General features: G+C 49.3%; 9 protein-coding genes. 4 read left to right on the top strand and 5 right to left on the bottom strand.

Going from position 1 to position 7,537, the window contains the following annotated elements; translation table 11 throughout:
• From M8370_RS22530 to M8370_RS22510, 5 genes are all read right to left on the bottom strand, one after another.
• The coding region (locus tag M8370_RS22530) for a primase-helicase zinc-binding domain-containing protein (RefSeq protein WP_250021772.1) at positions 1-2,187 on the bottom strand (2,187 nt) is incomplete at its 3' end.
• Between the two features lie 14 nt (positions 2,188-2,201).
• The gene (locus tag M8370_RS22525) at positions 2,202-2,525 is read right to left on the bottom strand and encodes a DUF5375 family protein (RefSeq protein WP_023304676.1); all 324 of its coding nucleotides are present in this window, start codon (positions 2,523-2,525) and stop codon (positions 2,202-2,204) included.
• The gene (locus tag M8370_RS22520; RefSeq protein ID WP_108463265.1) at positions 2,522-2,746 is read right to left on the bottom strand and encodes a hypothetical protein; all 225 of its coding nucleotides are present in this window, start codon (positions 2,744-2,746) and stop codon (positions 2,522-2,524) included. Before M8370_RS22520 ends, M8370_RS22525 begins: the two co-directional genes overlap by 4 nt.
• Positions 2,746-3,294 carry a host cell division inhibitor Icd-like protein gene (locus M8370_RS22515; RefSeq protein ID WP_044265083.1) on the bottom strand — a complete coding sequence of 183 codons (549 nt, stop codon included), beginning with the start codon at positions 3,292-3,294 and terminating at the stop codon, positions 2,746-2,748. Before M8370_RS22515 ends, M8370_RS22520 begins: the two co-directional genes overlap by 1 nt.
• A complete protein-coding gene (locus M8370_RS22510) occupies positions 3,291-3,551 on the bottom strand; it encodes a helix-turn-helix transcriptional regulator (RefSeq protein ID WP_108463263.1) in 261 nt (86 codons plus the stop codon). Before M8370_RS22510 ends, M8370_RS22515 begins: the two co-directional genes overlap by 4 nt.
• A 904-nt stretch (positions 3,552-4,455) precedes the next feature.
• Here M8370_RS22510 and M8370_RS22505 point away from each other — a divergent pair.
• The 4 genes from M8370_RS22505 to M8370_RS22490 are packed head-to-tail and all read left to right on the top strand — an operon-like array spanning position 4,456 to position 6,865.
• Positions 4,456-5,208 carry a phage polarity suppression protein gene (locus tag M8370_RS22505; RefSeq protein WP_108463261.1) on the top strand — a complete coding sequence of 251 codons (753 nt, stop codon included), beginning with the start codon at positions 4,456-4,458 and terminating at the stop codon, positions 5,206-5,208.
• Complete coding sequence (locus tag M8370_RS22500) at positions 5,205-5,759, top strand: phage polarity suppression protein (RefSeq protein WP_108463260.1); 555 nt, start codon at positions 5,205-5,207, stop codon at positions 5,757-5,759. The genes M8370_RS22505 and M8370_RS22500 overlap by 4 nt, the downstream gene beginning before the upstream one ends.
• Position 5,760: 1 nt before the next feature.
• On the top strand, positions 5,761-6,033 hold the full coding sequence (locus M8370_RS22495; RefSeq protein WP_079781189.1) for an ogr/Delta-like zinc finger family protein: 273 nt from the start codon (positions 5,761-5,763) through the stop codon (positions 6,031-6,033).
• A gap of 19 nt (positions 6,034-6,052) precedes the next feature.
• The gene (locus tag M8370_RS22490; protein WP_250021771.1) at positions 6,053-6,865 is read left to right on the top strand and encodes a phage polarity suppression protein; all 813 of its coding nucleotides are present in this window, start codon (positions 6,053-6,055) and stop codon (positions 6,863-6,865) included.
• The last annotated feature ends 672 nt before the right edge of the window (positions 6,866-7,537 follow it).

The following is a 7,537-nucleotide window of genomic DNA, read 5'->3' as shown; positions in this document are numbered from 1 at the left end:
AAACATTGTCAGGCTGAGGGTATTTTTATAGCCATTAGCCTCCATGTATACGAGATAAGCATGGTAAAGGTATGTACGTGGCTGGCGCGGGACAATATTGGCGTTCCCCATAAACATGCCGTTGGTGTCGGGTAATGCCTCAAGATAGCCACAAAAATCAAATGCTGGATCAGCATCACGCTTGATGGTGAGAGCCTCATCAGAATTCTGCTGCGACTGAAGCAATGTTCTGGCACTCATCGGATCACTGAAACGCTGCATGAGCTGGCGAACAATCACAGCAAGTTCTTGAGCAATTTTATCTTTTAGCTGCGGATCGCGTTCTTCCGGTGCTATCTGCTCAGGAAAATGCAGAATAACTCTCCGGCGAGACACACCACCACTGCGATCAGTGAAGCGCATAGGATTATTATTTACGGCCAGGATAACCGCCGGAATATGTGTTGAATAAGCATTCTGATATTTGGGGTCCACAGATACTGCATCGCCACCGGTTATAGCCTTAAGCCCGGCGCCATCGCCGCTCCACTTCTCCTGATCAGGCAGGCGAATAAGAGAAAAACCGATCAGAGCCGCACGTTCTCGCGGGGACTCCAGAGTTTCAATTGTCGCTGAGGTGGCGTTATCCTCTCCTGCAAGCATCGTTGCAATTTCAGCAAGGATACTTTTGCCACTTCCGCCAGGGCCAGTCACTTCCAGAAAGAGCTGCCAGTCATAGCGGTTCGCCAGCACCATAAACAGCGCTGCGAGAATAATGTCGCGTTTTGCTGGCTTGCGCCCGGCTGCCCTGTCCAGCCAGCGCCAGAATGCCGGGGCATGAGTTTCAAGCGTTTCCCCATTTACCGGTGGCGTGAAATCAACTTCACACAGGGTACGCAGCCACTTCTCTTTACAGTGCGGACTAAACAGCCCTGTTCGCGTATCGAGGACGCCATTACGAAAACCGATCAGATGACGTGCCGGATTTTGCTGCTGCGGAACAATTAACTTTAATGTTTCCACCAGTGAGGCAATCTTTCCTGAGGAAAACGGTGCACCGAGGCGCTGGAAAAGGGCTGCGACATCTCGGGCAAAATCAGACTGAGAAATCACTTTCCACGCCCCAGACTCATAGCGGGATAAAAGCTGCCCGTTCGGATCAACCGCCAGCGCATCCCTGTAATGCTCCCGAACCCTCTGAGCTTTTTCGCTGACACTCATCGCTGTGAATTCTGCTTCACTCATCGTGTCGAAAGGACTGGCGTTATGTGGCCTCAAAGCCTCAAGAATTGCCTTCCGGGTGGATTCCTCTCCGTAATGGGCAAGCGCATCATTCCAGTCACCAAAAACCGGTGGCAGCACAATGTCACACTGACACGCTTTTGCAGCAGCTTCAGCCCTGTTCTGGCCTGAACCATTCAGATCTCGGTCCGCTGCAATAATTAGCTGATACCCCGGATACTTGTTATGGGCAACGCTGGCCAGAGAAAGAAAGTTGACCGCCGAAAATGCCACCATGACGGCTTCTCCAGTCAGATGATGAATGGTAAGCGCCGTGGCGTAGCCTTCCGTAATCCACATCCTTCTTACTGAACTCCCGCCCCCTTCTATCAGATGATAGGCCTCCTTAACCTGACCTCCTTTAAGAAAACACTTGCTACCATTGCCACTGATAAGCTGAATATTCACCAGCTCCCCGTCAGCGTTATAAAGCGGGACGATCAAATCACCGGGGCGGAACATCACCCCACCGGTTTTATGAGCTGAAGTCAGCTCATGGCAAATATGTTCCGGGAAACCTTTATGTGTAAGATAAGTATTTCCGGCAGATTCACGCGAGGCTTGCAGCAGTCGCGCGGCAAGTGCTGCCGCTGCATCTTTCCCGCTATCGGTATCGGCGGTTAACGTCCTGACTTCGGAATTAGCTATAGACAGGCCATGTGTCATTCCATGTATCCTGTCAGCTGCTTCACTGATATCCACATTCAGTGCCCTGGTGACAAGCGCTAAACCATCCCCGGCTCCGCACTGATTGCAGAACCATGTTCCGCGTCCTTCCTGATCGTCGAAGCGAAAACGATCTTTACCGCCACAGACCGGACAAGGCTGATGGCGATTTTTCAATATATTCACGCCCAGCGCTGGCAGAATCTGAGCCCAGTGACCGCGGGCAGCCTTCACGGCCTGACTGACTTTCATTCCTGACATGATGCAGCTCTCCCTCAGTGTAAAACTGGCTTTTTGATGTGACGGACGCATAACTCATCCATTACGGCTATTCCAAGCTGGGAGAGTGCGGGACAGGACATTAGAGGGCCGGATTCCATCAGGTCTGAAAGCAGGGCGCAGGCGATTTCCATGCCTTTTGTTTGCCCGTGCTGTCGCAGATAAAATCCTTCAAGCTCACGGGCAATAGCGGTTTCAATTTCATCCAGAGTCAGCTGCAGGTGGCGGTTTTGCTGATGGCAGGCACTCAGCCATGCGCAGGCTACCGCGCGGCGATACAACGCAACCCGAAGTGAAAGGGAAAGAGTGCGTGATTTCATTGCACCACCTCCATGTTCAGCAGGTCATCCTGGCAACGCTGTACCACGCCATCAAGCTGCTCTGTCATCAGATAAATCAGGGAAACCAGTTGCTCACATTGAGCACCGGCAGGTTTTTCGTAGCAATCCTGAAGAACAGCCATTCCGGTGACAAACTCCCCCACGTTACGAAGATGCTTCAGGCGGACAATATCGTCATAAGAGATTGCGGCGTGATTCATTAGATCACCTCCCGGACAGGCAGGCGAGCAGCAAGGCAAAGCACATACTCATGGACCAGTGAAAGACGTGCATGATGCTCATTGCTGGCGACGATACGCAGCATACTGATACGTGGTTTACGTTCTGCACGACGAACGGCGGCAAAAACAAATATAAATTGAGGATGTGATGGGGCGAGGATCGTAGCCATAAGGGCAACCTCCAATAAGTAGCGGTAAATGCCACCACCGGAGTTCCTACGCTCATGGGTGGTGACCCGAACGGGGGTAGGAATACCGGCCTTATTGGAAACCGGCCAGCCCGAAGGCTGCCCCGCCCGGACCACCATTATCTGAAAGGGGCTAAGGTATAAGCACCGCAGCCCGAAAAATGGGTGTGCCTGAGCAACGACGTAAAAAAAGACGCACGGCGCGTCTGGTGTCGCCAATAAGTAACTCGGGTTCCTACGCCCGGCAGCCGATTTTGCGGCAGCAGGAAAACTATACCTGGAAAAGATATCAGGACGCAAGCCAGAAAAAAGGAGATGAGACGGCAAAGCCAGTTTCACGCATGGCCTCCTTGCTCGCGGGCAGCAATTCGCGCCGCCATCCATGCACTGACCTCCGACTGTACCCAGGCCACATTTTTTCCACCCAGGGATATCTGCTGAGGGAAGGCATCGCGGCTGATAAGGTCGTAGATGGTTGAACGGGATAGCCCGCAAAGGTGCATCACTTCTGGTAATCGTATGAAGCGCTCCTGCTGAGCCGGAACCGGGAGCACCGGAGAAGCTGGTGCCGGGGTGGAAACGGAAATACTATTCATCTGGCTACCTCTCTAATATGTTTACAACAGTCCGGGCAATTCCATCCGGATTCAGGTAGCTCCTTATTATGTTTATATAAGCGACTCGCGCATGCTTTATTTATTTGGAGTGAAATATTGATTTCTCAAAAAATAAAACAGCTAAAAACCGTATGAAACGGACAAAAACAAAACATTCCTTTATGGAATATAATAAGGAGCATCAAGAATAAAAAAGTCTATTACACCAGGCAGGATCACAACTCAATTATGAACCAGACCATATCATTCCGGGCGTTACATCATAAGTACGAAGACAATACCTGATTAATAAAAGAGCAAAAAAACGTTCATAAAAAACAGTTCATCATACGTATTAATTAAGTTAATGACTAAAAAAATTAAATTACCCGCATCCTTCCGCATTTATCCGGATGTGTTTAATGAGCATCAGACAGATTCATTTTTATGGATATTTTCCTGGAATGCAACCGAGTGTAGGGAGGTTAAGTGTTGAATTTTCAAACAGACATAAGACACATTTTATACTGTATATTGAATAGTGTTGAATACGGGTGAATATTGGTGAGGAGAAAAGATCCAGTAATAAACTGAAATAAATATCGCGACTTATATGAAAAAGAAATATAAATTTAATTTTATCTCTGTGAACAGTCATGAACAGTAGATGACCACCTTGATTAAAACACTACACCACTTAACCACATGTATTTACTGTATTTTTATTGAAGTGAACAGTAGTGAATAGTATGTATTAAAGGAAGCGTGTAGATCAGACATGACACCTTTCTCTGGCTAGCCAGAACAAGGTCATTGTTCAGTCACTGACACAATCCTCCTCGGTAGTGCGCTTGTATGGACCCCGGCACAATTGACACAACAACAAAACACTACCGGAGCAGCCATGACAACTGTTAACCAGATCTCTGATGCAAACACTACCCCCTCCCTGCCGCCGAAAATTCGCGAAGCGGTGGAAAAAGTTAAGGCAGCAAAAGCTGTCTGGCAGGAAGAACGGCGAAAACAAACCGAAGCCGCTGCAATGACTGAAACTATCCGTAAACGTCAGGAAGATACAAAAACGGAGACGCAGGCGCTTAATGATGAATGGCGAAACCTGTTTCGTGAGAATCAGGGGAATATGACGCCACGAATGAAAAAACTGCGGGCAGAAATCGCACTGGGACGCGAAACGCTGGATGAGTTCGAAGAATTGATTGCAGCTCACGCCGCAGAAAATGAATTCCTGCCCTGGAAAACTGCGGATGCTGCAAACCGTTACATCAGCGAACATAACCGGCTGATTGAAACTCATGCAGTGTGGCTCTGGAATGAGTTTATGAAGGAACACGGCCAGAAACTTATTCAGATCCTTGGGTTGCTGAAAATGACTCTGGGGCGAAGCGCTTCTTCCGTTATCGGCGTAGTTCATACCGTAAACGACCCCGAAAGTGTGCTGAAGCAATTTATCAGCGAGCAACTCACCGCTCCGGCACTGTCCTATAACGTATCTTCAACGGATGATATGGCCCTACCGGGGATTAGCATTTATGCGGACGATAAAGCCCTCCAGGATGCCAGACAATCACCCAGCCCTGCAGCGCGTTCCCGGATGCTTAAACAGCGTGACATAGTTAAAGGGGGTGAGAAGGGATGAATACCGAAACCATTACTCAGGAAGCTCTCAACGACTACCGAGCGGCGATAAAAAGCTGGCTGACACTACGTAATGTGCAAAGTACCAGCCAGCTTCGTCTGGCGGCTCTGCTGGATACTGAAGAAAAACCTGCAGCACATGCCAGCAAGCTTGAGAATCTTCGTGAGCGTCTTGCACTCCTCGAATGGCAGATTAACTGCGCCGCCCGGGACGGTCTTTATGCTCACCAGATCGTGCTGGAAAGCTGTGTTACAAGCGCAACTGAAAACTTCATGAGCGAGCATGGTGATGCACTCACTGACGCTCTGGCTCCTTTTCTTTGCGCACCATACGGGCTTGAGGCGGCAATGAAAATATTACGCACAGCTGTAGTCCGACAAACCGAAGTCCGTACTCCTGTAATTCCAGCAGCATATAAGAGCATTATCGACGAAACAGGATTAAAGGTGGATGCATCAATGCGAGCTGATGCTTCAGCCACTTTCACTCCGGCAAAACATAAAGTTTTCCTGGCCCGCCTCAACAGGCTTAATGAAAAAGGAGAGTATTGATATGGCCCTGAAGTGTCCTGAATGTGGCACGGTCGCACACGCCAGAACCAGCGCCTATGAAGCTCCATCGGTTAAACGCTCATGGTATCAGTGCCAGAATCTTGAATGCTCCTGCACATTTACTGCCCTGGAAAGTGTGGACACGATAATTATGAAGCCCCATAAACCAGTGGCGCCTGAGCCTGAATCACAGAGCGATTCTCTTGTTCGTCAGCCGCATACACTGGGCCGCTACGGTTCAGCCTGTACCCTTAAAGACCGTCATGCAAAATAAAATGAGGAGGAACAACGATATGGCAGAACAACAATTGACTGAAAACCAGATTCAGGCCGCAACCGGACACGTAGTAACACTCCTCGCGAGGGCAAAAAAACCGCTTCAGGATGCGGATTGGCTCATGAATTTGCCTGCAAATGAAATAGCCCGGGAGACGGAAAAACTGACAAAAAGCCTTTCCTCCGACTGGCAGTCACGAATAATCGACCTTTACCAAAAAATGCAGGCCTGGGCGGAGGCCAGACAGGCCGAAGAAGCAGCCAATGAGAACCTCAGGGCTCTGCGCCAGCATCAGACCGAAACTGAGCAGGCCAGCAAAGACAATAGGGCGCAGTTCAGGGAATTGCTTAACCAGAGCGGCGGCATCGTAACACCGGAGATGAAAGCTCTTCGGGCTGAGTATCTGGAACAACAGGAAACAGCCACAGAACTGGCCGGGCTGATTACTGAAAAAGAAGAGCTGCTGCCGGTACAGGCTGACGCGACCGCACGTAAGGCAAACGCCTATGTGAACTGCCATCATGGCATCACTGAGGAGCGTATCGATGAGCTTTTACGAGACTTTTTTATTTTCCACGGTGCCGAATTGAGCAGCCTGCTCAGGATGAAGTACAGACAATTTGAGCGGAATAGCTCAGCGAATATAACGGGCATTATTGAAGGGACAAATGATACAGATACGTTATATCGTGAATTTATCCTGAATCTAATGCTGAAGTGGACGAATGAAATATTGCCGTTGAGATTCCGGGACGACGTGATGAGTCTGACCGGTTCAGCACCGGTATCAGGATCACATGACGCCAGAAAAAAAAGAAAGCTGTTCTGACCTGAACAGAAAAGCTCACTTAAGCCCGGCCAGTGCCGGGTTTTTTGATGTCTGTAGCCTGAGTGCATGTCTATACTGCATGAAATCGCATGACTTTATGCACTTGCATTTTTACTTCCCAGGCCAGATACGGCGCGGTTGAGAGCCTATCATGCACCTGCATGAAAACCACTCCATAAAGCGGGCAGGCGTGGCGGGGCTACGAGCGCGCACTGTCGGGTTAAATGGTGCCGAACGTACAAACCTCAAGAAGCAGGCTGAGTCAAGATAGGGGGAAATCACGCCTCTTTGGTGCGCTGTTGAAACGCAAGGAATAAGGGTGAAGAAGTAGCAGGTCAGAACAGAACAGCGCGGTAGAAAGTATTTCAGGCTTGATGCTGCTTAGTGGGTGAATAATTTTGAAAAATTTACCGCCTAAGAGTGTAATTTACCTCTATCAACGCTTTGAACTTGCCGTGCGTAGCCTGTCAAAAAAAGCACATAAATCCCGCCATTTTTCCGAGTAAAAACATGCGTTCTCCCGTTCCAGTGCTCCCGATGAGCGCTAGAGCGTTGCACCTGCTTTAAAAGCGCCACATTAAGTGGGCAGGCGTGACGAAGACAGCATTGCGCGCCAACTACAATGAGAGAGAGAATAAAAGCGAACAATCACATTACCAATATTCTCTCAAT

The sequence above is a fragment of the Enterobacter cloacae complex sp. OE43NF genome (assembly GCF_023544405.1).
Taxonomy (GTDB): domain Bacteria; phylum Pseudomonadota; class Gammaproteobacteria; order Enterobacterales; family Enterobacteriaceae; genus Enterobacter; species Enterobacter cloacae.
The sequence above is the reverse complement of the archived record's forward strand: the minus strand, read 5'-3'. Positions and strand labels throughout refer to the sequence as shown.